Here is a 24,622-nt window from a genome sequence, read left to right as displayed (position 1 = left end):
ACCCGACCCTCGGTGGTACGACCCGACTGTCGGCGGAGCGCGCCGCTCCGGTCCTGACCTGGGGAGGGCGTCAGGCTGCAGGCCCGCGGCGCGGGCGATCCTTGTGCCGGGTCGCGGGGGCGCAGATGCCGGCGGCCACGATGAGCGCCAGGATCAGGAAGAGCGCGTGCAACAGCCCGATCGTCTGGCCCAGGAAGCCGATGAGCGGCGGGCCGACCAGGAACGCGCAGTACCCGATCATCGCCACGGCGCTCACGCGGGCGGCGGCGCGCTTGGGGTCGTCTGCAGCGGCGGACATGCCAACGGGGAAGCCGAGCGACGCACCCATTCCCCACAGCGCCACGCCAACGATCACGAGCCAGTCGACGCGCCCCACAATGAACATCAGCAGCCCCGCCACGCCGAGCACGGCCGTCACCTGAATGACGATCACCCGGCCGAAGCGGTCGATGAACGGCCCGCCGAGCACGCGGCCCACCGTCATGGCGGCGACGAAGATCGAGAGGTACAGCGCGCCCGTGGCGTTGCTCTGGTGGTGCCCGTCGACCGTGGCGAGCGCGATCCAGTCGTTCGCCGAGCCCTCCGCGAACGCCATGCCGAGCATGACGATGCCGATGAGAATGAGCTTCATATCGGCCCACACCGAGAGGGCGTCGAGCAGACGCGCGCGCCATCCGGGCTTCGAAGCGGATGCGGCATCCGCCCCCGTCTCCTGGCCCTCGTCGTCGCCCAGCTCCACGCGCGTCGGCACGTAGCGCACCACGATGATGACGGCGGCGGCGATCACGATGGCCGTGCCGATGAGGTGCCAGGAAACGGGAACGCCGATAGCGGCCGCCGCGGCGCCGATGCCAGCGCCACCCACGGTGCCCACGCTGAAGCATGCGTGCATGAGCGGCATGATCGTCTTGCCCACGGCTTTCTCGGCCGCTGCCGCCTCGACGTTCATCATGACGTCGCACGCCCCGTTGCCGAAGCCGAGCAGAATGAGGCCGATCGAGACGAGCGGGATCGAGGGCAGCAGCGCGGCACCGACGCCGATGAGCACGACCCCGAGCGCCACGATGAGGATCGCGAACATCATTCCGCGCCGCGCGCCCAGCCTGGCGAGCGTGGGCGGGGCCGCGATGAGGCCGAAGATCGAGCCGATCGACATGCCAAGGATGAGCAGGCCGACGGTGGCGGTGCTCAGGTGCAGGTCGTCGCGCACCCCAGGGATGCGTGCCACCCACGTCGCGAGCGCGAGGCCGCTCAGCACGAACACGAGGAAGATGGCGTTGCGCCAGGACTTCACCTCGTGTTGGGTGAGCTCCTCGACCGGGCGCGGCGTCGTTGTCTGCATTGTGAAGGTCACTCCAGGTGGGAAGCCGGTCGTGCCGGCCAGAAGAGGTGTGCCGGGCGTGCCGGCCAGAACCGAATCGCACAGAGATCGAATCGATTCGATACGCTTCCATTAAGCTAGCTGAGACCGCGGCAGGCGGTCAAGTGGGTGCACGCGCCGGTGGCGCATGCCGGCCCCGCGAGCGTGGCACGGCAAGGGAGGCTTCAGATGGATGCGCAGCGCCCCACCCTCGCCGACGTCGCCCGGCGCGCCGGCGTCTCGGCCTCCACCGCTTCGCTCGCCTTCAGCGGCACCGGCCCGGTCTCCGACGCGACGCGCGAACGCGTGCGCGCTGCGGCCGACGAACTCAACTACGCCGGCCCCGACCCGCGGGCCCGCTCGCTGCGTCGCGGCCGCTCGGGAATCGTCGGCGTCGTGGTCGAGGAGCGCATCCGTCAGGCCTTCCGTGATCCGGTGAAGATCTCCATTCTCGACGGACTCTCCGAAGAGCTCGGCGAGATCGATGCGGCGCTGCTGGTGCTCGCCGATTCGGGCGGCACGGGCGTCAGCGTGGAGTCGGCGCCCATGGACGCGGCCGTGCTCGTGGGGTGCGGACCGCAGCTCGACGCCTCCATCGCGACGCTGCGGCAGCGCGGCATCCCCGTGGTCGCCATCGAGGGCACGCCCACCGAGGGCGTTCTCACGATCTCGCTCGACAACCGCCAGGCGTCGTGCACGCTCGCCGAGCATCTGCGCGACCTCGGGCACGAGAGGGTCGCCGTCATCGCGCTTCCGCTCGAGAGCATTCCGGAGCGCGGGCCGCTCACGCCCGAGCGCGAGGCGGCGAGCACGGCCGACACCGCTCTCGAGCGCCTGGCGGGCATCAGGCAGGTTTATCCGCAGGCGAGCGGCGTGGTCGCCGCGGGCAGCGACCCCGACGAAGGGGCGGCGGCAGCGAGAGCGCTGCTGGATGCGCCTGGCACCCAGCGCCCCACGGCCATCGTGGCGCAGAGCGACCTGCTCGCGGTCGGCGCGATCCGGGCCGCCGAGGAGCTCGGGCTGAGTGTGCCAGGCGATGTGAGCATCGTCGGCTTCGACGGGGTGCAGGTGCCCGGCCTCTGGCCCTACGAGCTGACCACCATGGTGCAGCCGTCGGTCGAGAAAGGTCGCGCCGCTGGGCGCGGCATTCGGCTCATGCTGCAGGGCGGCGAGCCCGAGGCTGTGGCGTTCACGAGCGAGTTCCGGCTGGGCAATACGACGGCGGCGCCGGGGAGCTGAGGTGCGCCTCAGCGGCTCGCGCCGGCCACCATCCACGTTGTGCCGCGCGATCGCAGGCCGAGCGTCACGGCGCGGGCACCGATGTAGCCGAGCGCGAAGGCCGCGGCGAGCCAGGCCAGCCCCGCGGCATCCGCTGGGCTGAGGAACAGCACGAGCATGGCGAGCGGCACGAAGGCGGCGGCGTTGACAAGGCCGGTCCACGCGAGGTAGCGCGCGTCGCCTGCGCCGATCAGCACGCCGTCGAGCACGAAGACGAAGCCGGCGAGCGGGGCGCCGAGGCCCACGAGCGCGAGCGGCGCGGGCAGGGCAGCCACGACCGCAGCGTCGCCTGTGAAGACGTGGCCGAGCACCGGGCTGAGTGCCGCCGTGACCGCCCCGAGAGCCACCCCGGCGAGCACGCCCCACTGAAGGCAGCGGCCGAGGATCGCGCGGGCCGCCGGCAGGTCGGACGCGCCGAGCGAGCGCCCGATCAGCGCCTGCGCGGCGATCGCGAGCGCGTCGAGGGCGAAGGCGAGCGTGTTGAACACCGTCATGGTCACCTGGAACGCCGCGAGCTGGGTCGCGCCCAGCTGCGTGGCGACGAAGACGGCGAGCAGAATGGCCGCACGCAGGCTGGCCGTGCGCACGAACAGCCATCCGCCTGCGCCCGCTGACGCGCGAATTCCGGCGTGCCGCGGCGCCAGCGACGCGCCCACCCGCCGCGCATGCCGAACGACCATCACGAGGTAGACGACCACCATGCCCCACTGCGCGATCACCGTGCCGATTGCCGAGCCCACCACGCCAAGGCCGAGCGCGTAGATGAACACGAAGTTGAGCACGATGTTGCCGGCGAACCCGGCCACGGCGACGGCGAGAGGCGTGCGCGTGTCCTGCAGGCCGCGCAGCAGGCCGGTCGCGGCGTAGACCAGCAGCATGGCGGGCAGCCCCAGCATCGAGACCGTCAGATACGCGGATGCCGCATCCGCGACAGCGGGCCCGGCACCGAATGCACTCACCAGAGCGGGCGCCGAGAACCAGCCTGCCGCGGCCAGGGCCACGCCGAGGCCGAGGGCGAGCCAGAGCCCGTCGACACCGGCCGCCATCGCGCCCCGCTCGTCGCCCGCTCCCAGCCGGCGGGCCACGGCGGGCGTCGTGCCGTACGCGAGGAACACCATGAGGCCGACGATCGTCTGCAGAACCGCGCTCGCGATGCCGAGGCCGGCGAGCGGCTCGGCGCCGAGGTGGCCGACCATGGCCGAGTCGGCGAGCAGGAAGAGCGGCTCGGCGACCAGCGCCCCGAGCGCGGGCACGGCGAGCCGCAGGATCTCGCGATCCACGGTGCGGCGACGGAAGACGGTTATGGCATCGAGCGTAGCGCCGCGCGCTCTTTCATAAATTTCACAAAACTATGAAAACTAGGCGTAGCATCCCAAGCATGAACACAGTGATTGAGGCCCGCGGCCTCGAGAAGCGATTCGGCCGGGTACGCGCCCTCGACGGCCTCGACCTCACCGTCGGCCCCGGCGAGGTGCACGGTTTCCTGGGCCCGAATGGCGCGGGAAAGTCCACGACGATCCGGGTGCTGCTCGGCCTCGCCCGGGCCACTGGCGGCAACGTGAGTGTCTTCGGACGCGACCCCTGGGCGGATGCGGTCGACCTGCACAGACGCATCGGTTACGTGCCGGGTGACGTGAGCCTGTGGCCGAACCTGACCGGCGGCGAGGCCATCGACCTGATCAGCCGCCTGCGCGGCGGCACGACGGATGCCGCGGGCTTCGCCACGCGCAAGGCGCGACTCATCGACGTCTTCCAGTTCGACCCGTCGAAGAAGGGCCGTTCGTACTCGAAGGGCAACCGGCAGAAGGTAGCGCTCATCGCGGCCTTCGCGACGCGGGCCGAGCTGCTCATTCTCGACGAGCCGACGAGCGGGCTCGACCCCCTCATGGAGGCGGCGTTCAACGCGGAGATCCGGCGGGCGGCCGGCGAGGGATCGACCGTGCTGCTCTCGAGCCACATCCTCTCGGAGGTCGAGCAGCTGTGCGACCGCGTGAGCATCATTCGCAGCGGCAGAACGATCGAGTCAGGAACACTCGCCGAGCTTCGCCACCTGACTCGCACCGAGATCTCGTTCGCCGCCGATGGCATGACGGATGTCGCGCTGGCGCGCATCCCCGAGGCCCATGACCTCGCGACCGCCGACGGCCGCGTGCGCTTCACGGCCGACAGCGATCGCCTGCAACCGGTGCTCACCGCGCTCGCGGCCCTCGACGTGAAGAGTCTCACGGTCGCGCCGCCCTCGCTCGACGAGCTGTTCCTGCGGCACTACGAGACCGGGCAGGGCCGCGCCGCACTCGCCTCGCAGGAGCGCGCGGCCGAGGCAGCGCCGACGGGAGCGCGACGATGAGCACTTTTCGCGTGCTGCTTCGGCAGCGCTTCCGCCGCGACCGCTGGCAGCTGCTGATCTGGGTGGGCTGTATCGCCCTGCTGTCGTTCGTCGCGACGACGTCGGTCGCCTCGACGTACGGCACCGGCGCCAGCCGGGCATCCGTTCTCGCCCTCGCGGTCTCGAACCCCGCGATTCTGATGTTGCGCGGCCTGCCGCAGGGCAGCAGCCTCGCGGCCGTCACCTACTTCGAGATCTTCACGTTCCTGGCTCTGCTCGCCGGGCTCATGAGCACCTTTCTCGCGGTGCGTCACACGCGCGCCGAAGAGGAATCGGGCCGTGCCGAGCTCGTGGCGTCGACGCCGGCCGCGCGACTGACCCCCACCGCCGCGACGCTCGTGCACGGCGTGCTCGCCAACCTCGTCGTCGGCATCGTCGTGGCCGCGGGCTTCGCCGCCTCGGCGCTGCCCGTCGCAGGATCGCTGCTCGCGGGTGCGGCCGTCGCCGCCACCGGCATCGTCTTCGTCGGCGTCGGCCTGCTCACCTCGCAACTCATGGTGACCTCGCGGGCAGCGAATGGTGTGGCCGCCGCCGCCGTGCTGCTCGCCTACGTGCTGCGCGGCATCGGAGACGCGGCGGGCACGCCCTCGGCCGACGGCGTGCACATGACGGCGGCCTGGCCGAGCTGGCTCTCGCCCATCGGCTGGGGCGAGCAGGCGAGCGTGTACGACCGAAACCTGTGGTGGCCCCTGCTCATCAGCCTCGCGTTCGCCGCGGCACTCGTCGTGGGCGTGTTCGCCCTCCAGAGCCGCAGAGACAGCGGTGCGAGCCTCGTCGCGCAACGAGCAGGCAGAGCGGATGCGCGCCCCAGCCTCACCGGTTCCTTCGCCCTGGCCTGGCGACTGCAGTGGCCCACGATCCTCGGCTGGGCGACCGGCGGCGCCTTCGCCGGGCTGCTCGCGAGCTCGCTCGGACCGCTGGTCGACAAGGTCGGCGCCGACGCGAATCTCGATGCCGTGCAGAAGGGCCTGACGAGCATGGGCGGCGGCGGCAGTGGTTCCCTCGACGCCCTCTTCGTCAGCGCCATCTTCTCGCTCATCGGCGTCCTCGCCGCCGCCTGTGCCACGCAGGTGGTCATCCGCATGCGCCAGGAGGAATCCAGCGGAACGGCCGAGGTGCTCCTGGCGACCCCGCTTTCCCGCGTGCGCTGGCTCGGCGACTACCTCATGGTGGGTGTCGTCGCCGTCGTGATCGTGCTGGCCGCATCCGCGCTCGTGTCGGCGCTGTCGGCGCTGTCGGCGTCCGGCGGTGAGCAGGCGGCGCAGTCGCTGCGGGCCGCCCTCGCTCAGCTTCCGGCCGCGCTCATCTACCTCGGCGTGCTCGCTCTCGTCTTCGTTCTGCTGCCCGCGTGGACCATCGCGCTGTCGTGGGCGCTGCTCGGCCTCGGCGCGTTCCTGGGGCTCTTCGCCGGCTTCGTCGGCCTGCCCGATTGGATGCGCCAGCTCTCGCCGTTCGCGCACACGCCCGAGTCCGCGGGCCCCCAGCAGGATTGGACCGGAGGGCTATGGATGCTGGCCATCGCAATCGTGGCGGCGGCCATCGCAGGCCTCCTCATGCGCCAACGAGACCTCGTCACGACCTGATCCCGCAGCGTATGAGACCGTCGAACCTGAAAGACTGGCAGCATGGCCCGTGACGAGACGGCATTGCGCGAGGTGGCAGAGCAGTCGGCCGCCATCCTCGCCGCTGCGGGCATGCCCAAGATGCCGTCACGCGTGCTCATGGTGCTCACCCTCGCCGAGGATCCTGGCCTCACAGCCGTCGAACTGGCCGAGTCGCTCGCCGTGAGCGCGGCCGCGATCTCGGGGGCAGTGCGGTACCTGCAGACGCTCGGTATGGTGCGGCGCGTTGCCCAGGCCGGCAGCCGCCGGGACCGCTACGCGATCCCTGACAACGTGTGGTCGTCCACGGTTGCGCACGAGCGACCGGTGTATCGCGCGCTCGCCGCGCAGGCGGATGCCGGGCTCGCTGCCATCACGGATCGCGACTCCGCGGCGGCGGTGCGACTGCGCGAGATGGGGGACTTCTACCGCTTCATCGAGCGTCGGCTGCCGGAACTCATGGTCGAGTGGGAGCAGCAGCGCGACGGATAGCCGGAGTGTAAGTCGGCCGTTTCCGTAGCGCCGCGAAGCCGTATCACCGGGCGCGGAGGAAGGCCAGGGTGCGTTCGAGCAGCAGCGCGGCCGCGTCGGCGTCGTATGAGGGCAGCGAGTCGTCGGCGAAGAGGTGCTGATCGCCGGGATAGAGGAACAGCTCGGCTGCACCCGCCGATTCGACGAGGTCCCTGGCCGCATCGATGTCCCCCTCGCCGACGAAGAACGGGTCGGCATCCATACCATGCACCTGCACCGGCACGCCCTCGGGCCAGGCAGAACCGAACTCCGATACCGGAATGCATGAATGGAACAGCAGTGCACCGCGTGCACCGGCCCGCGTCTGGGCAAGTTTCTGCGCGGGCAGAACGCCGAGGGAGAATCCCGCGTACACCAGGCCGGCCGGCAGGGCCCCAGCCGCCGCTTCGCCGCGGTCGAGTATGGCGTCGATGCCGAGCTGCTGCACGAACGCCATTCCGGAGTCGAGGCTGTCGAAGACACGGCCGTCGAAGAGGTCAGGGGTGTGAACGACGTGACCCTGGCCGCGAATACGGTCGGCGAACGCGATCACGCCCGGCGTGAGTCCCTGCACGTGATGAAAGAGCAACACGTCGGCCATGGCGGTCTCCCCTCGGTTCACACTCCATGATCCACGATCACGGCAGAAGCGCGATACCGGCGCGGATTAGGCTGGAGAAATGACTGAGCAGCCCATGGCATCCGGAATTGCCGTCGACGAGTTCGACCCCAGCATCCGCCCGCAGGACGACCTGTTTCGGCACGTCAACGGCCGCTGGCTTGAGAAGACCGAGATTCCGGCAGACAAGGCTCGCTACGGTTCGTTCCTCGTGCTCGCTGAGGAGGCCGAGAAGGCCGTGCGAGACATCATCGTCGAGGCGCAGGGGGCATCCGACGCGGCCAGTGTCGAGGAGCGCAAGATCGGCGACCTCTACTCCAGCTTCATGGACACCGACCGCATCGAGGAACGCGCCGCGCGCCCTCTCGCCCGTGGCCTCGCCGCCGCCGAGGAGGTCGACTCGATCCCGGCTCTGCTCGAGACCGTGGGGCGCATGGAGCGGGGCGGGCTCGCCGGCTTCTACCAGCTCTTCGTCGACAACGACCCCGGCGACCCCGAGCGGTACATCGTCTTCGCGGAGCAATCAGGCATCTCGCTGCCCGACGAGAGCTATTACCGCGAAGAGCGCTTCGCCGACATCCGCGACGCCTATGTCGCTCACGTCGAGCGCATGTTCAACCTTGCAGGTCTAGCGGATGCCGCGGGCCGCGCCCGTCGCGTGTTCGACCTCGAGACGGCCATCGCCACGGGCCACTGGGACAACGTGCGCAGTCGCGACAGCGAGGCGACATACAACCCGCTCGGCTGGCCAGAGGTGCTCGAGCGCGCCGAGGGCGTGGACCTCGACGTGTGGCGGCGGGCGCTCGGTGCTCCCGAGGGTGCGCTCGAGGAGGTCGTGCTGCGACAGCCGAGCTTCACGACGGCGCTCGCGGCGCTGCTCACCGAGGATCGCCTCGTCGCGTGGAAGGACTGGCTCGCGTGGCAGGTCATCCACGGGTTCGCGCCGTTCCTCAGCCAGGCATTCGTCGAGGAGAATTTCGACTTCTACGGCCGCACGCTCACGGGTACGCCCGAGATGCGCGACCGCTGGAAGCGCGGGGTCTCTCTCGTCGAGGGCGCCATGGGCGAGGCCGTGGGTCGCGTCTACGTCGAGCGGCACTTCCCGCCAGAGGCCAAGGAGCGCATGGATGTGCTCGTGGGCAACCTGATCGAGGCGTACCGCCGCAGCATCCGCTCTCTTGAATGGATGGGGGAGGAGACCCGCCAGCGCGCGCTCGAGAAGCTCGAGAAGTTCACGCCGAAGATCGGGTTCCCGGTGAAGTGGCGCGACTACTCGGCGCTCGAGATCGACGCGACCGACCTGATTGCGAACGTCGAGGCGACGAGCGCGTTCGAGTTCGATCGGGAGCTGGGCAAGATCGGGCGGCCCATCGACCGCGACGAGTGGTTCATGACGCCGCAGACGATCAACGCGTACTACAACCCGGGATTCAACGAGATTGTGTTCCCGGCGGCGATCCTGCAGTTCCCGTTCTTCGATCCTGCACGCGACGACGCGGCGAACTACGGGGCGATCGGCGCCGTGATCGGGCACGAGATCGGGCACGGCTTCGACGACCAGGGCTCGAAGTACGACGGCGACGGGCGGCTCACCGACTGGTGGACCGAGGCCGACCGCGCCGCCTTCGAGGAGCGCACGGGCTCGCTCATCGCGCAGTACAACGCGCTCGCGCCGCGGCAGGTGCCCGAGCACCACGTGAACGGGGCGCTCACGATCGGCGAGAACATCGGCGACCTGGGTGGGCTCGGCATCGCGTGGAAGGCCTACCTCATCTCGCTCAATGGCGTTCAGCCGCAGGTGATCGACGGCATGACCGGCGCCGAACGGTTCTTCCTGTCGTGGGCGCAGGCGTGGCAGCAGAAGGGGCGCGACGAAGAGGTGATCCGCCTGCTCGCGATCGACCCGCACTCGCCGAACGAATTCCGGTGCAACCAGATCGTGCGCAACATCGACGCGTTTTACGAGACCTTCGGCGTCGGCGAGAACGATGAGCTGTGGCTCGATCCGGGGCAGCGCGTCAGCATCTGGTAGCGGGCGTGGCGGTGTGCGGCTGACGGGCGTGGCGGTGTGCATGTGGCGGATTCCGGGGGTCGCCCTGGCGAGCGTGGAGAGGCCCGCGCATCCGCTCGTTAATGGACCGCGCCGTGCCCGCGAATCGGGGTCGACTTAGGTACCATCGAGAGTGTCGGTGCGCGCGGGCACAACCCTTAAGCGCGCTGGCACGAGTAGTGCGCGGGGGGAACGTATCCGTAATCGGATTGAAGGACTGCACCCTGCCGTGACCATGCCCATTCAGGAGTCGGAGCGTCGCACACGTCGTAGCGCCCGGCGCGGGCGGCACCGTGGGGCTGACAGCAATGAGAACTTCTCGCGCGGGTTCGCGGCGCTGGGCAAGCTCGCCCTCGACGGCGTGCAGGTGTCGGCGCGCGCCACCGACCTCACCACCGGCGCAGTGGTGTTCTCGGTCGATGACCACGTGGTCATGCCCACCGCCAGCATCGGCAAGGTGCTGCTGCTCATCGAGGTGGCGGCCCGTATGCAGGCCGACCCGGTCTCGGCGCTGAACCTGCTCGAGCGTTCGCCGGAAGACGCGGTGACGGATGCGGGCATCTGGCAGCACTTGCGTGCTCCCCAGCTGCCCGTCGCGGACCTCGCCGCGCTCGTCGGCGCCACCAACGACAACCTCGCCACCAACGTGTTGCTGCGGCAGGTGGGGCTGGAGGCCGTCTCGCGGCGCACCCAGTCGCTCGGGCTGACCCGCACGGCACTGCTGGACCTCGTGCGCGAGCACCGCGGGCCCGACGACGCGCCGCAGCTCTCGGTCGGCAGCGCGAACGAGCTCACCTGGCTGTTCTCCGCCCTCGCTCGCGGTGAGATCGTGAACGCCGAGACCTCGCGTCGGGTCGTCTCGTGGCTGTCTCTGAACGCGGACCTCTCGATGGTGGCCAGCGCGTTCGGCCTCGATCCGCTCGCGCATCGCTCGGCGGATCACGGCATCATGCTCATGAACAAGACCGGCACCGAGCCGGGCGTGCACAGCGAGGTCGGCGTGTTGCGCGGGCCGCGGGCGGGTGTCGCGTACTCGGTCTCGACCTACTTCGATGACGCGACCCTCGAGGGCCGCCTCGGAGTTCTCGAAGGGATGCGCGTGGTCGGCCTCGATTTGCTGGAGTACGTGCACTGAGGCGTCTCTTCGGTGGTCGAGCGGCGCTCTCTCGGTGGTTGAGCGGCGCTCTCCCGCTGGTCGAGTTGCGCGTGAGGCTCGGGTGTCGAGACTGTCGTGTAGCGGTCTCCCGCTGGCTGGTCGAGTGGCGCGTGAGGCGCGCGTATCGAGACCTCTTCTCCCGCTCCTTGGTGGCCCTGCTTCCCCCTTGCGCGACCCGTCGCCTGGCCTCCTCCGTCCCCCACTCGTCCTCCACACCCAACTCCCCAGCTACTTCTCCACAGATTCCGCCAATCTATAGAACATATGTTCGAATCTTGAGACAATGGAGTCATGAATGAAAGCGACGAGAGAGACCGCGGTGAGCTGATCGCTCAGGCCGCCGGTGCGATCTCGATGCTGTTCGGAGACAAGGGCTTCACGGGTTTCAGCGATGACGACGTGGTCACGCTTACCCAGGCGGCTGAAGATCTGGGTCGCCGTCTCGATGCGGCGCGTACCGGTCTCGCCGCTGAGGTCGACAATCGCTCATTGCCCGCGCTCGGCCCGAATGGGCTGAGCGCCAGGTACGGGTGCCGCACCGCGGTCGACTTTCTCACGAGGCTGACAGGCGTCTCTCGGCGCGAGGTCGTGAAGCGCGTTCGCCTCGGCGACCTCATCTGTGCCCACCGTGACCTCGTGAGCACAACCCCTTCTCGATTCCCCGCGGTCGCCCAGAGCTTCTGGCGTGGTGAGCTCGGGGTGGAATCGGCCGAAGCGATCACTCACGGGCTCGCGCCCATCCAGCTGAGGGCCGAGGCAGAGCACTACGCGGCGGCAGAACGCGCCCTCGTTTCCTGCGCGACCGGGCAGGTTACCGACGAGACGGCGAATCTTCCCGGCGCCGGGCTGCGGTTCCCCGCCGATCAGGTGAGGCAGCAGGTACAGGTGTGGTGTGCTCGGTTGGACCCGGACGGCGCTGCGCCGGAATCTTCGGTCATGGAACCGCGCAGCCGCATCGGATTCGGCCGGCTGAAAGACGGCGTGTATCCCTTGCGAGGCGCCGTCACCCCCGATCTTCGCGGCATCATGGATGGCGTGTTCGGTGCGTACATTTCAGCGCGTGCCGGCACCTCTTTCCCGAGCGAAGAAGAGCAGCGCACAGCCGAGCAGAGCTCAGGTGAGCGGGGCGCAGACGGGCAGGACGGCGCCGGGCATAGCGCGGGCCAGCGCGAGCAGAGTAGCCAGAGCGACCCAAGCGCCGACGGCACAGCGGATGCCGACGAGCGCAGCCCCCGGCACCTGGACATGCGGTCTTCCGACGAGAAGCGGGCCGACGTGTTGAGGGGCGTCTTTGACCTCGCCGCTCGTGCGCCTGAAACGCCATCACACGGCGGCGGAGCGCCGACCGTGATGGTGCACGTCAATGCGAGCGACCTCGACGCTGGTGTCGGCGTCGGATGGGTCGACGGGCATGCCGATGCTGTCTCGCTTCGTACGGTGCGGCAGATGATCTGCCGCGGTGGATACCAGCCGGTGGTTATCGGAGACGGTGGAGAGGTTCTCCATCTCGGTGTGACGCAACGCTGCTTCTCGAAGAGGCAACGCAGGGCGATCGAGGCGCGTGACGGCGCGCACTGCCTCATCCCGGGCTGCGGTGCGCCGGCGCAGTGGACCGAAGTGCACCACGTCGTTCCCTGGTTTGCCGGTGGCAAGACAGACGTCGACAACGGCGTGCTGCTGTGCTGGCGATGCCATCATGACATCGAGGAATCCGGCTGGAAGATCCGAATGGTCGAGGGCGTGCCTCAGATCAAGGCACCGCCCTGGCTCGACCGAGCTCAGAAATGGCGGCGTGCGAGTACGCATCCCGCCAACATGCCGGTGAGCCGCAGACGCCGGGCGGCGTGAGCGCGGTGGCACTCGCGGGGGCCGCCGGTGGCGGTCGCGGCGGTGGCGGTCGCGGCGGTGGCAGTGGTGCTGCAGGTGCGGTCGCGGCGGTGGCGGAGCAAACAGTGCTGGCATCTTGCCGGGCGCCCGTTCCGGGTTCACACTCATCGGCAAGAGGATCGGCGTTACGCCGACCGCGTCTTCAGGCGCGACACCCGTCGCATTCCCGACTGGAGCAGATCTGGAAGGGAAGAATCATGAACACACTGGAGACCCAGACGCACTCAGCAGGGCGTTTGTCGGCGCGGCGCTCAGCCGCGCGGCTATCGTCAGCGCAGCGTTTGTCGGCGCGGCGTTCGGCTGCGGCCATCGCACTCGCCGCGGCGGCAGTCACCGGGGCAGCCGTCTTCCTCGGCGCACCAGCGCCGGCGGAAGCGGCCACGTCCTGCCATTCGGTGAGCTACGACCAGAGCACCGGTCGCGCGGTGGCGGCGTGCAGCGGTAGCGGCAGCATGCGCTTCGTCGTCACGTGCAATGCGGTCTGGCCATACTCACCCTGGACACACAGAAGCGGCTGGATCTACATCAACGGGGGCGGAAACCCCGTCGCCATGTTCTCCAGCTGCCCGTGGCCCGCCTCGTACAGCGTCCGCGCCGAGTACTGAATCCCGCCACACCCAATCCCGCCACACCCAATCCGCACCCAAGACAGCCGGTGGCTGGCCCGGGCGATGAACTCCCGTAAAATGGGCCCATTGCCCGGGCACTCGCTCGGATGCCACCCGCACCCATTGGAGCCACCATGGCCGCGCCCACACGTCTCGATGCCGTCATCGCCCTCGCCCGCCACCGAGGGTTCGTCTTCCAGGCGGGCGAGATCTACGGAGGCTCCCGCTCGGCGTGGGACTACGGTCCCCTCGGCGTCGAGCTGAAGGAGAACATCAAGCGGCAGTGGTGGAAGTACATGGTGACCCGCCGGGATGACGTGGTCGGGCTCGACTCGAGCGTCATCCTGCCCAAGCAGGTGTGGGAAGCATCCGGCCATGTCGGTGTGTTCACCGACCCGCTCGTCGAGTGCCTGAACTGCCACAAGCGCTTCCGCGAGGACCACCTCATCGAAGCCTTCGAGGGCAAGAAGGGGCACGCACCCGAAAACGGCATGGGCGACATCGTCTGCCCCAACTGCGGCGTGCGCGGCCAGTGGACGCCGCCGCGCGACTTCAACATGATGCTGCAGACCTATCTGGGCCCGGTGCAGGACGAGTCTGGTCTGCAGTACCTGCGCCCCGAGACTGCCCAGGGCATCTTCGTGAACTTCGCCAACGTGCTGCAGGCGGCCCGCATGAAACCGCCGTTCGGCATCGGCCAGATCGGCAAGAGCTTCCGCAACGAGATCACGCCGGGCAACTTCATCTTCCGCACGCGGGAGTTCGAGCAGATGGAGCTCGAGTTCTTCGTCGAGCCGGGCGACGACGAGACGTGGTTCCAGTACTGGGTCGACTACCGCTTCGCCTGGTACACGGGTCTCGGCGTCGACCCCGAGAACCTGAGGCTGTTCGAACACCCCAAGGAGAAGCTCTCCCACTACTCGAAGCGCACCATCGACATCGAGTACCGTTTCGGCTTCACGGGAGGCGAGTGGGGCGAGCTCGAAGGCATCGCGAACCGCACCGACTTCGACCTCTCGACCCACGCGAAGCACTCCGGCAAGGACCTCTCGTACTTCGACCAGACGAAGAACGAGCGCTGGGTGCCCTACGTGATCGAGCCGGCAGCCGGGCTCACCCGCTCACTCATGGCGTTCCTCGTCGACGCGTACCACGAGGAGGAGGTGCCCAACGCGAAGGGCGGCACCGACAAGCGCACGGTTCTGCGCCTCGACCCACGGCTCGCGCCGATCAAAGTGGCGGTGTTGCCGCTCAGCCGAAACGAGCGCCTCTCGCCGATGGCGCGCGAACTCGCCACCAGCCTGCGCGAGAACTGGAACGTCGACTTCGACGATGCCGGCGCCATCGGCCGCCGCTATCGTCGCCAGGACGAGATCGGCACACCGTACTGCGTCACCGTCGACTTCGACTCGCTCGATGACAAGGCCGTCACCGTGCGCGACCGCGACAGCATGAGCCAGGAGAGGGTTCCGCTCGACACCCTGCAGGAGTACCTGGCCGTGCGGCTGCTCGGGGCCTGACCCAGGCTCCGCGGAGGCAGTGTCATGACCAGCGGTCCCACTCGTGCGCAGGTGCGGAGGTGGCGGCGGTATCTGGCCGATGAGCGAGCCGAGGCATCCGTCTACCGTGACCTCGCCCGGCGCCGGGAAGGCGAGGAACGCGAGATCCTGCTCGCTCTCGCCGAGGCAGAAGGGCGGCACGAGGCGCACTGGCTCGAGCTGCTCGGCGATGAGGTCGGCAAGCCCGTGCGCGGAGACGTTCGCACGCGGATGCTCGGGTTCCTCGCGCGGCGATTCGGCTCCGTGTTCGTGCTCGCCCTGGCGCAGCGCGCCGAGGGTCGCTCACCGTACGAGGCGGACTCGGATGCGACGGATGCCATGGCCGCCGACGAACGCATTCACGAAGAGGTCGTGCGTGGCCTCGCCACCAGAGGCCGGCAGCGGCTCTCTGGCACCTTCCGCGCCGCGGTGTTCGGCGCGAACGACGGCCTGGTCAGCAATCTCTCGCTGGTGCTCGGCATCGGCGCCACGGGCGTGTCAAGCCAGCTCGTGCTGCTCACCGGGATCGCCGGGCTGCTGGCAGGCGCCCTCTCGATGGGCGCGGGGGAGTACGTCTCGGTTCGCTCGCAGCGGGAGCTGCTCGAGGCATCGCGCCCCGGCGAGCACGCGGAGACCGCCGTGCCGCATCTCGACATCGACGGCAATGAGCTCGCCCTGGTGTACCGCGCGCGCGGCATGAGCAGCGAGGAGGCCGAGGCGCACGCCCAGGCGACGCTCGCGCGGCTGCGGCTGCAGACCGGGGCGCTGCCCGCGGCGCCTGCGCTCGACGGCCCGCCCGCGCTCGATGGCCCGCCCGCGCTCGGTGGCCCGCCTGCGCTCGACGGCCTGCCGACGATGGTGGCGGGCGGGAGCGCACTCGAGAGCGCAGTCGAGAACCCAGTCGAGGTCGACGAGCACGAGGCGATCGGCACCGGCATGGGGGCGGCCGTCTCGAGCTTCTGCTTCTTCGCGTCCGGCGCGATCATTCCGGTGCTGCCGTACCTCTTCGGCCTTCAGGGGCTCACCGCGATCATCGTTGCGGCGATTCTCGTCGGCGTCTCCCTGCTCGGCACCGGCGCCATCGTGGGCCTGCTCTCCGGTGCGCCGCCCGTACGTCGCGCCCTGCGCCAATTGGGCATCGGCTACGCGGCGGCGGCGGTGACGTACCTGCTCGGTCTTCTCTTCGGCACGAGCGTGCACTGATTGCTGCCACGAACCGGCTCACCCTGCCAAGCTGAAAGGCATGGAGCCGGAACACATGGATGACGCAGCCAAACTCGCGCACGCACGCTCGTTCTCTCAGGCCGCGGACGCCTACGACCGCGGGCGCCCCGGCTACCCAGACGACGCCGTCGACTGGATGCTGCCGGCAGGCGCCGCCCGTGTGCTCGACCTAGCCGCGGGCACCGGCAAGCTCACGCGCTCCCTCGTCGCACGGGGCCTCGATGTCGTGGCGGTCGAGCCGCTCGCTGAGATGCGCGCGCGGCTCACCGCGGCGCTGCCCGCCGTCACCGCGCTCGCCGGCGCGGCAGAGAGCATCCCGCTTCCCGACGCGAGCGTGGACGCGGTTCTCGTGGCCCAGGCCTGGCACTGGGTCGATACGCGCCTGGCCGTGCCCGAGGTGGCTCGCGTTCTGAAACCGTCAGGAACGCTCTCACTGGTGTGGAACATCCGCGATGAGAGCGTCGACTGGGTGTCCCGCTTCGGCGAGATCATCACGCGCACCCGGGAGCACGAACTCGACAGTGAGCTGCCCGTCATCGGAGCGCCTTTCGGCGAGAGCGAGCACCTCGAGACCCGCTGGGAGCAGACGCTGACCCGCGCCGAGCTGCTCGACCTCGTCGCCTCCCGCAGCTACGTGATCGTGCTGCCGGCCGACGAGCGCCGCGAGCTCCTGCACCAGGTGGATGAGTTGCTCGACACGCACCCTGAGATTGCGCCGGGCGACCGCATCCGCCTGCCCTATCTCACCCACGCGACGCGCGCCCGGCTCGCGGCGGCCTGAGGTGATAGCTGGGGTGGGCCTGAGGTGAGGGCGCGACCTGCGTAACATGGCGGCATGGCCGAGCTGACCCGTCGATCCGTGCTGGCCATGGGGGCGGCGGGTGCCGTCACCCTGCTGGCCGGATGCGCCCCGACCCGCCCGCAGCCCTCCCCGAGCGCGACACCCACCGCGCGCAGGCCCGACTGGGCGGCGCTCGAACGGTCGGTCACGGGCCCTCTGCTCCGCCCCGGGGACACGGGCTACGGGCGCGCGAAGCTCACCGAGAACCCGGCGTACGATGCCGCGCGGCCGCTCGCCGTGCTCACGGTGGCAAGCGCCGCCGACGTGCAGGCGGCGCTGCGGTTCGCCGGCCGCTACGACGTACCGCTCGCCATTCGCAGCGGCGGCCACAGCTACACCGGCTTCTCGTCCGGCGGCGCGCCGGGCACCGGCATGCCCGCCTCACTCGTCATCGACACGCGCAATCTCGCCCAGGTGACGCTCAACGGCGACAGGAGCGCCACCATCGGTGCCGGTGCGCCGCTCTCCCTCGTCTACGGCGGCCTCGGCGACGCGGGCCGCGCCATCGCCGCCGGCTCCTGCGCCACGGTCGGTGTCTCCGGGCTCACCCTCGGCGGCGGCGTCGGCGTCATGACGCGCGCGTACGGGCTCACGTGCGACGCCCTGAAGTCGGTCGAGATCGTCACGGCCGACGGCACGATCCGGCACGTCGACGCGAACAACGACTCCGACCTCTTCTGGGCCTGCCGGGGCGGGGGCGGTGGGCACCTGGGCGTCGTCACCGCGCTCACGTTCGCGACCGTGCGCGCCCCGCAGGTCACCATGTTCGCCCTCTCCTGGCCCATCGAGCAGGCGGCGGCTGTGATCGACGCGTGGCAGAACTGGGCGCCGACGGCAGATCCCAAGCTGTGGTCGACACTGAAGATCCTGGGCGGCTCGCGGCATCCCGACACCCTGGGCCTCAGCGTCTCGGGAACCTGGCTCGGCGACGAGAGCGGGCTCGACGCGCACGTGGCGCCGTTCTTCGACGCGGTCGGCAGCCGGCCCGCCTCGCAGAGCGCGGGCACGCACACGTATCGAGACGCCATGATGCGGTACGCCGGATGCGCGGGCGTCGCCCTCGACGCCTGCAACACGGGCCCGGGCGGCGCCCTCACCCGAGAGCCGTTCGCCAACACCTCGCACGTGGCGTACGACAGGCTCGACGCGGCAGGCATTGACGACCTGCTCGCGCAGGCACAGGCCGCCCAGAAGGTGGATGGCATGGTGGAGGGCGGGGTCTCCCTCGACGCGCTGGGCGGTGCGGCGGCATCCGTGTCCCCTGATGCAACCGCGTTCGTGCACCGCAAGGCGCTCGCCACCGTGCAGTACACGTCGACGTTCGACACCGGCGCCGCGGCCGACCCGTACTTTGCGTACGTGCGCGGGTTCCGCGAGGCGATGCGGCCGCACTGGGGCGACTGGGCGTACGTCAATTACGCGGATGCGCGCATCGACGATCCCGCCACCGCCTACTTCGGTGACAACGCGCCCCAGCTCGCCGCGGTCGCAAGCAAGTACGACCCGGAGGGACTGTTCACGCAGCCGCAGGGGTACTGAGCAGGGGTACTGCCGTCTTACGCGTGCAGCGCGCGGAACTCGCGGTCGAGGATCGCGTGGATGCAGCTGTCGACCCAGGCATCGTCGACGAGGGCGCTCTCGATGTAGTGGCCCTCGCGGCGCATGCCGAGCGAGTCGCAGAGCCGGGCCGACGCCTCGTTGCGCGGGTCGAGCTCGGCGACCACGCGGTGCGCGCCCAGCGTGTCGAAGCACAGGCGCAGCAGGGCCTCGGCCGCCTCGGTGGCGTAGCCGCGACCGTGCACGGCCGGGTGGAACACCCAGCCGACCTCGACCTGCGCATCCGCTGCGCTCTTCAGAAAGACGCTCATGTCGCCGATGACCCGGCCCGCGCCGCCCTCGTCGCCACGCAGCTCGACGGCGAAGACGAGGCCGTCGCCGTCGCGCTCCAGGCGTCGGCGGGCGCGTCGGCGGGCGAACGGCTCCTCGGCCTGCTCGCGCTCGTGCACCTCCCAGAGCAGGTAGCGTGCCACGCCCACGCCCTCGCGCTGGCGGTACGACTGGGCCGTCTCGAGGTCCTCCTCCATGAGGGGCCGCAGCAGCAGGCGGTCGGTGGTCAGCTGCTCGGCCTCGTAGGGCAGGCCGGTCAGCGCCGTGGTGTGTGCGTCATTGCTCACGTGCATCTCCCTTGTCGCGTGCCGTCAGGATGCGGCGGTGTTCCTGATGTAAGACCCGGCGGCGGCAGCGGTGGTGTCCGCAGCGGCGGCCCCGTCGGTGTCCGCAGCTGCAGCGGCAGCGGCATCCGCCTCGACGCCGAAGAGCGCGGCCACGCCGTCGATGAACGCGTCGGCCTCGCCGCCGCGGGCGAGCTCGCGAGCCCGCACCGACGGCGTGTGCAGCAGCACGCCGGCGAGGTGGCGCAGCGCCGCCTCGGTCTCGGCGCTCGAGTCCCCTCGGCGCCTGGCCCACTCGATCTCGCCGTCGAGCACATCGAACACGTGCCGGCGAAGCGCAACGAGGGCGGGTGTCACCGCCTGCTCGGCCGCCTTGGCCTGGAACTCGGCGACGGCCTCGCCCACGAGTGCGCGCGCCTCGTCGGTTGCGTTCAGCTCGGCCAGTGGCGCGTGCTTCGAGATGGTTTCGAGGTCGAGCAGTTCGACGCCGTCGATGAGGGCGACGGCAGGGTCCACGTTGCGCGGCAGGCCCAGGTCGATCACGAGGCGCCGCTCGAGTGCGCCGGCGATGTGGGTGGCCGCCGACACGAGTGACGCGTCGAGAATCACGGTGGGCGCGACACTGCAGGTCACCACGAGATCGGATGCGGCGACCGCCTCCGCGAGGCCGTCGCCGGGCACGTGGTCGATGTCGTGCGTCGCCGCGAACTTGTGCGCGCGGCCCGTGCGCGAGTACACCCGCACGTCGGTGACCCCGCGATCGCGCAGCGCAGCGAGGCTGGCGCCAGCGTATGCACCGGTTCCGACGAGCAGCACCCGCGTGCGCGCCCAGTCGGTCACCCGGCTCTCGGCCATATCAAGCGCGAGGCGCACAACCGAGCGGCCGGCGCTCGTGATGCCCGTACGATTCTTCACGCCCCGAGAGGTGCGCGAGGCGTCCTGGAAGAGGCGCTCGAGTTCGCTCGTCACGGTGCCATTCGAGCGCGCCGATTCGAGCGCGCGCCGCACCTGCCCCGCGATCTCCCCTTCGCCGACGACCACCGATTCGAGCCCGCTCGAGACCGCGAAGAGGTGCGCCGCGGCGTCGTCGCCGCACTTGACGGCACTCGCCTCGCGCAGCTCATCCGTGCCGATGTCCGTGGCCTGACCCACTGCTTCGAGAACCGCCGCGACGGCGGCAGCCTTCTCACCCGTGAGCGGCTCGTCGATGTCGAGGTACGCCTCGAAGCGGTTGCACGTGGCGAGCACGACGCTGCCGTTGACGAGCTCGTCTCGAGAGGCGATCGCTGCTGCCACTTCGGGTGCGCGCCGTTCCAGCCGTTCGAGCATGTCGAAGCCGGCTGTGCGATGACTCGAGGTGAAGCACAGAAGCACGCAATGAGACTACGCTCGCGAACGACCGACCTCGAATCGAGCGCCTCTCATGTTGGCGACGCCTCTGGCAGCGGTGGCGACGCTTCTCCCAGCGGTGTTTGAGAGAATCGGCGCGTGAGTAGCGACGTGAGTGCCGACCCCCACGACCAGCCCGCGACCGCAGCGCTCGGCGCTGCGCATCCGCTGTCTCGGGGGGTCACTGCCGCCGCACCGCTCATTCGCGCCTACCAGGGCGAGCGGATGCCGCAGCCCCCCGTGTGGTTCATGCGACAGGCCGGGCGGTCGCTGCCCGAATACCGCGCCCTGCGCGAGGGCACCGCCATGCTCGATGCCTGCCTCGACCCACAGATGGCCAGCGAGATCACGCTGCAGCCGGTGCGCAGGCACGGGGTGGACGCGGCCATTTTCTTCAGCGACATCGTGGTGCCCCTGCGGCTGGCGGGGGTCGCGGTCGACATTGTGCCGGGCCGCGGGCCGGTGCTCGAGCGGCCCGTCCGCACGGCCTCCGACGTGGCGAGGCTGACGGCGGCCGACCCGGCGGCGCTCGCGCCGGATGACGTGTGCGGCCCGCTCGGCCCCGTGATCGAGGGCGTGCGGCGAACGGTCGATCAGCTGGGGCCGACACCGCTCATCGGGTTCGGCGGTGCACCGTTCACGCTCGCGGCGTACCTGGTGGAGGGCGGCCCGTCGAAGGACCACCTGCGCGCCCGCACCCTCATGCACGCCGACCCGGAGTCATGGCAGGCGCTCATGCGCTGGTGCGCCGACGTCACGGGCGCGTTCCTGCGTGCCCAGGTGCTCGCGGGCGCGAGCGCGGCACAGCTGTTCGACTCGTGGGCGGGCTCGCTCTCGCTCGATGATTACGCCAAGCACGTCGCCCCCGCGTCGACGCGCGCGCTCGAGCACGTGCGCGGCCTCACGTATGACGCCGAGGGCGGCGCGCGCAACGTTCCGCTCGTGCACTTCGGGGTCGGTACGGGCGAGCTGCTGAAGGCCATGCGCGACACCGGCGCCGACGTGATCGGCGTCGACTACCGCATCCCGCTCGACGAGGCGAGCCGGCGGCTGGGCCACTCGGTGCCGCTGCAGGGCAACGTCGACCCTGCCATGCTCGGCGCCCCCTGGAGTGTGCTCGAGCAGCACGTGCGCGATGTCATCGAGCGGGGTGCGAGCGCCCCCGCCCACGTTCTGAACCTCGGCCACGGGGTTCCGCCCGACACCGATCCCGGCGTGCTCACGCGGCTGGTCGAGCTCGTGCATGGGCTCGACTGATGGCAGAAGAGAGCGAGCCGCTCGCCTCAACCCGCGCCACCCGCGTTGTCGTCATCGGCGCCGGCGTGGCGGGCCTCGTCGCGGCACGCGAGTGCGCGCGAGTCGGCTTCGACGTCACGGTCATCGAAGCAGCGGATGCCGCCGGCGGCAGCGTCGCCTCGCGTGACGTCGCGGGCCTGCGTCTCGACGTGGGCGCCGAGAGCTTCGCGACGCGCGGCGGCAGCGTCGCCGAACTGCTGTCGAGCCTCGGGCTCGCCGACGATATCGTGGGGCCAAACCCAGCCGGCGCCTGGCTGCGCCTGGCCGATCGCACGGTGCCCATGCCGAAGGCGGGCCTGCTCGGCATCCCCGGCTCGCCCCTGGCAAGCGATGTCGTGCGCGCCATCGGCTGGGGTGGCGCGTTGCGTGCGTACCTCGACCGGCTCATGCCCGTGATGAAGATCGGCCGTGAGCACAATCTTGGCGCTCTCGTGCGTCGGCGCATGGGGCGCGCTGTCTACGATCGGCTCGTCGCGCCCGTGGCGGGCGGCGTGTACTCGGCGAGCCCCGACGAACTGGATATCGGAGTGGTGGCGCCCGGCCTGAACGGCGCGCTCACGAGGGCGGGCTCGCTCTCGGGCGCGGTGGCGGAGCTGCGCGGCGCCGGGGCAACGGGCCGAGACGCAACCGGGGGCACCAAGCCGGGGTCGGCGGTGGCCGGCATCGACGGCGGCATGTGGCGGCTGGCCGAGGCGCTCGTGGAGGATCTGGAGCGGCGTGGGGGCCGCATCCGCCTCGGCGTCGCGGCGACGGCCGTGCGGCCGGGGCTGGCGGCCGACGGCGAGGGGGCTGCAGACGAGCAGGCCGCGTGGCTCGTCGAGCTTGCTGACGGCGAGGTGCTGCCGGCCGATGCGGTTCTCGTCGCGGCGCCGGGCGGGGTGTCGCTCGAGGTGCTGAGGGCGGCATCCGCGACTCTTGAGAACGTTGCTGAGCTCGACTGGCCCGCACCGACGAGCGTCGAGATCGTGACACTCGTGCTCGACGCGCCGGCCCTCGATGCAGCCCCGCGTGGGACCGGCCTGCTCGTCGCGGAGGATGCGCACGAGACGGTCGCTGCCAAGGCCATGACCCACTCGACGGCGAAGTGGGCGTGGCTCGCACAGCGGGCTGGCGCGGGAAGGCACGTGCTGCGCCTCTCCTATGGCAGGGCCGGGCAGCAGAACGTGACCACCAGCATGACGGATGCCGAGCTGCGCGCCCTCGCCCTGCGTGACGCGGCGGCGCTCACCGACATGCCGCTCGAGGAATCCATGCTGGCCGGGTTCGCGCGCACCCGCTGGCGCAACGCGCTGCCGTTCGCGGCGCTGGGTCAGCGCGCCCGCATCGACGCGGTTCGGGCCGCCGTCGACGAACTGGAGGGAATCGAGGTGACCGGGGCCTGGCTGACGGGCACCGGGCTCGCGCAGGTCGTTCCGGACTCGATACAGGCGGCGCGGCGCATCCGAGGGTTACGCTGGAGGGCATTGACGCAGGAAGCTGACCGGCGATAAAGAAGAGGTGGACAGGCATGAAGGGCAAGATTCTCTTCGTCACAGGAGCAGCGATCGGCTACGTGCTCGGCGCGAGGGCCGGGCGCAAGCGGTACGAGCAGATCAGGTCCGCGGCCGACAAGGTGTGGCAGACGCCGGGCATCCAGCGGCAGGTGCAGCAGGTGCAGGATTACGCGGCCGACAAGATCGGCGACGTGCCCGGCATGCTTGTCGACGGGGCGAAGAAGGCCGTCTCCGGCGTCATGAAGAAGACGCAGAACGGCGGCGGGAACGGCACGAACGTCTCGAACAGCACGAGCGCCTCGAGCAGTGGCGGCGTCTCCCGTGACGAAGACGCCCTGCCCGGCACGGTGCAGAACCCGGCCACGAGCGACGCCTCGCCGACCAAGGCCGGCACGAAGAAGAAGTCCTCATCGAAGTCGGCCTCGTCGTCGGCTCCCACGACCGGGAGCGACTGAGGCACGACCGTACCGAATCGACGCGAGACGCAACGAAACGCGAGACGAAGAGGACGAAAGACATGACCGACGACGTCAAGGTGAAGAGTTCACGCTCGCTGCTCACCCTCATCAAGGATCTGCCCACTCAGCTCATCGCGCTTGTCAAGGCCGAACTCGCGCAGTTGAAGGCCGAGATGGTCTCCAAGGCGATACATGCCGGAGTGGGCATAGGCCTCTTCGCGTTCGCCGGACTGCTCGCGTTCTTCCTTCTCGCGCTCCTCATCACGGCGGGCGTGCTCGCGCTCGCGCTGGTGTTCCCCGGCTGGCTGGCCGCGCTTCTCGGGGCCGCAGGCCTCGCGATCATCATCATCGTGCTGGTACTGGTGGGCATCCGCTGGTTCAAGAAGGGTATGCCGCCGCTGCCGACCAAGACGATCGGCAGCGTGAAGGAAGACGTGAACGCGATCAGGGGGATGGGTAAGTATGACCACTGACGTGACAACGACGACCGATGAGTCCATCGATGTTCAGAAGGCGAGGGCCGCGCTCGCGACCACGCTGACAGGCATCGAGGACCGCATCAACCTTCCCAAACGCGCCGTCACGGCGGCCCGACGGCTGCGGCAGACACGGCCGGTGGTGTTCTCCCTGGCAATGGTGAGCGCCCTCGCGGCGGTCGGTGCCTCGGGCTGGGCCGCGTTCCGGCTGCTTCGACGACGCTGACGCGCCGACTGGGTGCGTTTTGCTCTCCCGTCACGAACGAGGGAGGATGGAACCC

22 protein-coding genes are annotated in these 24,622 nt (G+C 70.0%); 17 read left to right on the top strand and 5 right to left on the bottom strand.

Annotated elements, in window-relative coordinates; genetic code table 11:
• Positions 1-70: 70 nt before the first annotated feature.
• Positions 71-1,342, bottom strand: a complete 1,272-nt coding sequence (locus OSC27_RS10355; RefSeq protein ID WP_267181382.1) for an MFS transporter — start codon at positions 1,340-1,342, stop codon at positions 71-73.
• A gap of 207 nt (positions 1,343-1,549) precedes the next feature.
• Between OSC27_RS10355 and OSC27_RS10350 the strand changes: the two genes are divergently transcribed.
• Entirely contained in the window at positions 1,550-2,599 is a 1,050-nt protein-coding gene (locus OSC27_RS10350; protein ID WP_267181381.1) for a LacI family DNA-binding transcriptional regulator, read from the top strand.
• An 8-nt stretch (positions 2,600-2,607) separates the two neighbouring features.
• Here the strand turns inward: OSC27_RS10350 and OSC27_RS10345 are convergent, their stop codons facing one another.
• A complete protein-coding gene (locus OSC27_RS10345; protein ID WP_267181380.1) occupies positions 2,608-3,918 on the bottom strand; it encodes an MATE family efflux transporter in 1,311 nt (436 codons plus the stop codon).
• A 98-nt stretch (positions 3,919-4,016) separates the two neighbouring features.
• Between OSC27_RS10345 and OSC27_RS10340 the strand changes: the two genes are divergently transcribed.
• The 3 genes from OSC27_RS10340 to OSC27_RS10330 are packed head-to-tail and all read left to right on the top strand — an operon-like array spanning position 4,017 to position 7,117.
• Positions 4,017-4,985, top strand: coding sequence for an ABC transporter ATP-binding protein (locus OSC27_RS10340; RefSeq protein WP_267181379.1), 969 nt, complete (start codon positions 4,017-4,019; stop codon positions 4,983-4,985).
• Complete coding sequence (locus tag OSC27_RS10335) at positions 4,982-6,607, top strand: ABC transporter permease (RefSeq protein WP_267181378.1); 1,626 nt, start codon at positions 4,982-4,984, stop codon at positions 6,605-6,607. The genes OSC27_RS10340 and OSC27_RS10335 overlap by 4 nt, the downstream gene beginning before the upstream one ends.
• Before the next feature lie 42 nt (positions 6,608-6,649).
• Positions 6,650-7,117, top strand: coding sequence for a GbsR/MarR family transcriptional regulator (locus OSC27_RS10330; RefSeq protein WP_267181377.1), 468 nt, complete (start codon positions 6,650-6,652; stop codon positions 7,115-7,117).
• A 43-nt stretch (positions 7,118-7,160) separates the two neighbouring features.
• Here the strand turns inward: OSC27_RS10330 and OSC27_RS10325 are convergent, their stop codons facing one another.
• Complete coding sequence (locus OSC27_RS10325; RefSeq protein ID WP_267181376.1) at positions 7,161-7,736, bottom strand: dienelactone hydrolase family protein; 576 nt, start codon at positions 7,734-7,736, stop codon at positions 7,161-7,163.
• Between the two features lie 79 nt (positions 7,737-7,815).
• Here OSC27_RS10325 and OSC27_RS10320 point away from each other — a divergent pair, with 79 nt between their 5' ends.
• The 8 genes from OSC27_RS10320 (at position 7,816) to OSC27_RS10285 (ending at position 18,597) form a co-directional block, all read left to right on the top strand.
• Positions 7,816-9,786 (top strand): M13 family metallopeptidase, encoded by a 1,971-nt coding sequence (locus tag OSC27_RS10320; protein ID WP_267181375.1) that lies wholly within the window; start codon positions 7,816-7,818, stop codon positions 9,784-9,786.
• Between the two features lie 247 nt (positions 9,787-10,033).
• Positions 10,034-10,939, top strand: coding sequence for a serine hydrolase (locus OSC27_RS10315; RefSeq protein ID WP_416348844.1), 906 nt, complete (start codon positions 10,034-10,036; stop codon positions 10,937-10,939).
• A gap of 312 nt (positions 10,940-11,251) precedes the next feature.
• Positions 11,252-12,808 (top strand): HNH endonuclease signature motif containing protein, encoded by a 1,557-nt coding sequence (locus OSC27_RS10310; RefSeq protein ID WP_267181374.1) that lies wholly within the window; start codon positions 11,252-11,254, stop codon positions 12,806-12,808.
• Positions 12,809-13,044: 236 nt separating this feature from the next.
• Positions 13,045-13,452 carry a hypothetical protein gene (locus OSC27_RS10305; protein ID WP_267181373.1) on the top strand — a complete coding sequence of 136 codons (408 nt, stop codon included), beginning with the start codon at positions 13,045-13,047 and terminating at the stop codon, positions 13,450-13,452.
• 137 nt (positions 13,453-13,589) lie between these two features.
• Entirely contained in the window at positions 13,590-14,975 is a 1,386-nt protein-coding gene (locus tag OSC27_RS10300; RefSeq protein WP_267181372.1) for a glycine--tRNA ligase, read from the top strand.
• A gap of 24 nt (positions 14,976-14,999) precedes the next feature.
• Positions 15,000-16,196 carry a VIT1/CCC1 transporter family protein gene (locus OSC27_RS10295; protein ID WP_267181371.1) on the top strand — a complete coding sequence of 399 codons (1,197 nt, stop codon included), beginning with the start codon at positions 15,000-15,002 and terminating at the stop codon, positions 16,194-16,196.
• Between the two features lie 55 nt (positions 16,197-16,251).
• Entirely contained in the window at positions 16,252-16,998 is a 747-nt protein-coding gene (locus OSC27_RS10290; protein WP_267181370.1) for a class I SAM-dependent methyltransferase, read from the top strand.
• Positions 16,999-17,052: 54 nt separating this feature from the next.
• Positions 17,053-18,597, top strand: a complete 1,545-nt coding sequence (locus tag OSC27_RS10285) for an FAD-binding oxidoreductase (protein WP_267181369.1) — start codon at positions 17,053-17,055, stop codon at positions 18,595-18,597.
• Positions 18,598-18,614: 17 nt separating this feature from the next.
• Here the strand turns inward: OSC27_RS10285 and OSC27_RS10280 are convergent, their stop codons facing one another.
• Positions 18,615-19,232, bottom strand: coding sequence for a GNAT family N-acetyltransferase (locus OSC27_RS10280; protein ID WP_267181368.1), 618 nt, complete (start codon positions 19,230-19,232; stop codon positions 18,615-18,617).
• A gap of 24 nt (positions 19,233-19,256) precedes the next feature.
• Entirely contained in the window at positions 19,257-20,603 is a 1,347-nt protein-coding gene (locus OSC27_RS10275; protein WP_267181367.1) for a glutamyl-tRNA reductase, read from the bottom strand.
• Between the two features lie 114 nt (positions 20,604-20,717).
• Between OSC27_RS10275 and hemE the strand changes: the two genes are divergently transcribed.
• The 5 genes from hemE (at position 20,718) to OSC27_RS10250 (ending at position 24,567) form a co-directional block, all read left to right on the top strand.
• Positions 20,718-21,875: a uroporphyrinogen decarboxylase gene (hemE, locus tag OSC27_RS10270; protein ID WP_416348843.1), complete on the top strand. Its 1,158-nt coding sequence runs from the start codon at positions 20,718-20,720 to the stop codon at positions 21,873-21,875.
• The gene (hemG, locus tag OSC27_RS10265) at positions 21,875-23,404 is read left to right on the top strand and encodes a protoporphyrinogen oxidase (RefSeq protein ID WP_267181366.1); all 1,530 of its coding nucleotides are present in this window, start codon (positions 21,875-21,877) and stop codon (positions 23,402-23,404) included. The genes hemE and hemG overlap by 1 nt, the downstream gene beginning before the upstream one ends.
• Positions 23,405-23,421: 17 nt before the next feature.
• Positions 23,422-23,862, top strand: a complete 441-nt coding sequence (locus OSC27_RS10260; RefSeq protein WP_267181365.1) for a hypothetical protein — start codon at positions 23,422-23,424, stop codon at positions 23,860-23,862.
• Between the two features lie 62 nt (positions 23,863-23,924).
• Entirely contained in the window at positions 23,925-24,338 is a 414-nt protein-coding gene (locus tag OSC27_RS10255; protein WP_267181364.1) for a phage holin family protein, read from the top strand.
• A complete protein-coding gene (locus tag OSC27_RS10250) occupies positions 24,328-24,567 on the top strand; it encodes a hypothetical protein (protein ID WP_267181363.1) in 240 nt (79 codons plus the stop codon). The genes OSC27_RS10255 and OSC27_RS10250 overlap by 11 nt, the downstream gene beginning before the upstream one ends.
• Positions 24,568-24,622: the final 55 nt, after the last annotated feature.

The organism is Microbacterium sp. STN6 (assembly GCF_026410545.1).
Lineage (GTDB): Bacteria > Actinomycetota > Actinomycetes > Actinomycetales > Microbacteriaceae > Root112D2.
This window is presented reverse-complemented; position numbering and strand designations above follow the sequence as displayed.

Bases quoted from the DNA above. Each gene is read 5' to 3' on its own strand.
- OSC27_RS10355 (WP_267181382.1), bottom strand. From the start codon at position 1,342: ATGCAGACAACGACGCCGCGCCCGGTCGAGGAGCTCACCCAACACGAG.
- OSC27_RS10350 (WP_267181381.1), top strand. From the start codon at position 1,550: ATGGATGCGCAGCGCCCCACCCTCGCCGACGTCGCCCGGCGCGCCGGC.
- OSC27_RS10340 (WP_267181379.1), top strand. From the start codon at position 4,017: ATGAACACAGTGATTGAGGCCCGCGGCCTCGAGAAGCGATTCGGCCGG.
- OSC27_RS10335 (WP_267181378.1), top strand. From the start codon at position 4,982: ATGAGCACTTTTCGCGTGCTGCTTCGGCAGCGCTTCCGCCGCGACCGC.
- OSC27_RS10330 (WP_267181377.1), top strand. From the start codon at position 6,650: ATGGCCCGTGACGAGACGGCATTGCGCGAGGTGGCAGAGCAGTCGGCC.
- OSC27_RS10325 (WP_267181376.1), bottom strand. From the start codon at position 7,736: ATGGCCGACGTGTTGCTCTTTCATCACGTGCAGGGACTCACGCCGGGC.
- OSC27_RS10320 (WP_267181375.1), top strand. From the start codon at position 7,816: ATGACTGAGCAGCCCATGGCATCCGGAATTGCCGTCGACGAGTTCGAC.
- OSC27_RS10310 (WP_267181374.1), top strand. From the start codon at position 11,252: ATGAATGAAAGCGACGAGAGAGACCGCGGTGAGCTGATCGCTCAGGCC.
- OSC27_RS10305 (WP_267181373.1), top strand. From the start codon at position 13,045: ATGAACACACTGGAGACCCAGACGCACTCAGCAGGGCGTTTGTCGGCG.
- OSC27_RS10300 (WP_267181372.1), top strand. From the start codon at position 13,590: ATGGCCGCGCCCACACGTCTCGATGCCGTCATCGCCCTCGCCCGCCAC.
- OSC27_RS10295 (WP_267181371.1), top strand. From the start codon at position 15,000: ATGACCAGCGGTCCCACTCGTGCGCAGGTGCGGAGGTGGCGGCGGTAT.
- OSC27_RS10290 (WP_267181370.1), top strand. From the start codon at position 16,252: ATGGATGACGCAGCCAAACTCGCGCACGCACGCTCGTTCTCTCAGGCC.
- OSC27_RS10285 (WP_267181369.1), top strand. From the start codon at position 17,053: ATGGCCGAGCTGACCCGTCGATCCGTGCTGGCCATGGGGGCGGCGGGT.
- hemG (WP_267181366.1), top strand. From the start codon at position 21,875: ATGGCAGAAGAGAGCGAGCCGCTCGCCTCAACCCGCGCCACCCGCGTT.
- OSC27_RS10260 (WP_267181365.1), top strand. From the start codon at position 23,422: ATGAAGGGCAAGATTCTCTTCGTCACAGGAGCAGCGATCGGCTACGTG.
- OSC27_RS10255 (WP_267181364.1), top strand. From the start codon at position 23,925: ATGACCGACGACGTCAAGGTGAAGAGTTCACGCTCGCTGCTCACCCTC.
- OSC27_RS10250 (WP_267181363.1), top strand. From the start codon at position 24,328: ATGACCACTGACGTGACAACGACGACCGATGAGTCCATCGATGTTCAG.